The organism is Novipirellula herctigrandis (assembly GCA_007859835.1).
GTDB lineage: Bacteria > Planctomycetota > Planctomycetia > Pirellulales > Pirellulaceae > Novipirellula_A > Novipirellula_A herctigrandis.
In genome coordinates, this window is sequence record SJPJ01000002.1 from 581,698 (window position 1) to 584,158 (window position 2,461).

Consider the following 2,461-nt stretch of genomic DNA (forward strand, 5'->3'; position numbering starts at 1 on the left):
TAACGCACTGACCGGGGCGTTCGTTGACACGTTTGTCTCGGCCGGCGACGCCGGCCTCAGCGGCGCAGAGGGCCTCGCCTTCGGATCCGACGGCAACTTGTACGTTGCGGACTACGACGGAGATCGCGTCATGCGCTTCGATGGCACAACCGGAGCCTACATCGACGACTTCGTGACGGCATCCAGTGGAGGACTCAATACACCCTATGCCATCACGTTTGGCCCGGACGGAAACCTCTACGTCAATAGCTACACCGAAAACAACGTCCTACGTTACAACGGATCGACCGGTGCCTTCATTGACACGTTCGTCGTAGCGGATAGTGGTGGCTTAAGTTCCCCAGAGCAGATGCGATTTGGACCTGACGGCAACCTCTACATCTCAAGTTACGATACCGATGAAGTCCTGCGTTACGATGGCACTACTGGGGCGTTCATGGACGCTTTTGTTTCCGCCGGACTCGGGGGCCTCGATAAACCAACGGGATTCGCTTTTGGCCCGGACGGAAATCTGTATGTCGCAGACTATCAGGACGCAGCGATCCTGCGTTTTGATGGCTCCTCGGGTGCGTTCATCGATGAATATGTGGTCGCGGGCACCGGTGGCCTCACAACTCCGACTTATATCAGTTTCCTTTCTCAGCAGCAAGTTAAGGTCGTCGCACCGCCTAACGGCGGACAGTTCTGGTTCAGTACCACGGGAGCCGGTTCAACATCGTCACTGCCATCATGGGACAAAGCGGGCGTCATAGAACTTGGTGGAACGAATCTGTCATTTGATACCGCTGGCGCCCCTGTCGATACGACCAGCGGTGAATTCACTCCCGTATTTGACGTCGAGAACTTTGACTCCGGTTCGGATGTCAATGCATTGCATTACGTCGGTCGCGATATCACGATTGGCGGAAATTCGTTCCCCGCATTCGACCTGTTCGAGGGCGATGTACTGGTTTCCACGAAGGGGGACGCCGATCTAACGAGCACGAATTCCTTGTCCGTCAAGAAAGAGGACCTGTTCGTGTTCCGCCCCGACGCTCCGGGAAATTACAGCAGCGGTACCTTCCATTTGTTGCTTGAGAATCCGGCAGGTGCTGAGATCCGCGGCATCACACTGGTTGAGCAAACCACAACGCTACCGGATACCACGCTTGCCGCTGGAACGTTTCTCTACGTGCGCAGTGGTGAGGACAAAAAGCTGTTTTCATTCGTCGCTGATGACGTGGGGGTTGGTAACACCAGCGGTACATCGCAAGTCCTGATCGATGGTGCAGACATTGGAATCGGCGACAAGTTTTTCGGAGTCGAGCTTATCGAACGTCCGATGACGGTTGCTGGAACGGCTCTTACGGAGGGTCAAATACTCCTGACGATCGACTCGGATGGCGACGTAGGTAGCAATGCTCTGACTTCAGATCGTCAGGACGTATTTATTCTGGATGTCACGCAAACGACGCTTGGCAGCGGGACGACGATGGCCAACGCAACCCTACTGATCGACGGCAGTGATATCGAACTCGACGATAACAACGAGTCACTCGATGCGATCGCACTGTTCAACCAAAACATCCCGCCGACCGACATTTCGATTAGTGACAGCGATGTGGATGAAAATACCAACACGGCCAGCGGCTTCAGCGTTGGCACGCTGACGGCAACCGACACCGATGCCGGTGAGACATTTACATGGCAAGTAATTGGTGGAAGTGACATCGGAAATTTCAGTATCGGCGGATCATCCTCTGATGAACTGACTCTGACAGATGGGCTGCTCAACTTCGAAAGCCAATCGAGTTACGAAGTCATCGTTCGTGTCACAGATGCCGGAGGGAACCAATTTGACAAAACACTGTACGTCACGGTGAACGACTTAAACGAAGCACCAACGGTTACCCTATCCTCGGTGGTCAACAACCTTAGCGAAGATACTGACACCAGTTCCGCCATCGTTGTTGCGACAATCGCGGTGAGTGATGATGCACTGGGCACCGAAACGCTCACGCTAACCGGCAATGATGCTTCACTGTTCGAGATCGTCGGCAATGACCTGCGACTGAGGGCCGGTTCGACGCTCAACTTCGAGACGAATCCGTCGCTCGACGTGACCGTTAATGTGGACGATGCGTCAATCCCAGGCAGTCCCGACGACTTCGATTCGCACTCGGTTACGATCAGCGATGTCAATGAAGCACCCACGATCACCCTGTCGTCCGTGGTCAGCAACCTCGATGAAGATGCCAACACCAGTTCCGCTATCGTCGTCGCAACGATCGCGGTCAGCGACGATGCACTGGGCACCGAAACACTTACACTGACCGGTACCGATGCGGCGATGTTTGAAATCGTCGGCAATAACTTGCGACTGAGGGCCGGTTCGACGCTCAACTTCGAGACGAATCCGTCGCTCGATGTGACCGTCAATGTGGACGATGCCGCCATCCCCGGCAATCCCGAGGACTTCGAT

General features: G+C 54.9%; 1 protein-coding gene. It reads left to right on the forward strand.

Features of this window, described 5'->3' with window-relative positions:
- Positions 1-2,461: cadherin domain-containing protein (locus CA13_RS35990; RefSeq protein WP_419195275.1), on the forward strand; the 2,461-nt coding region annotated here is incomplete at both ends.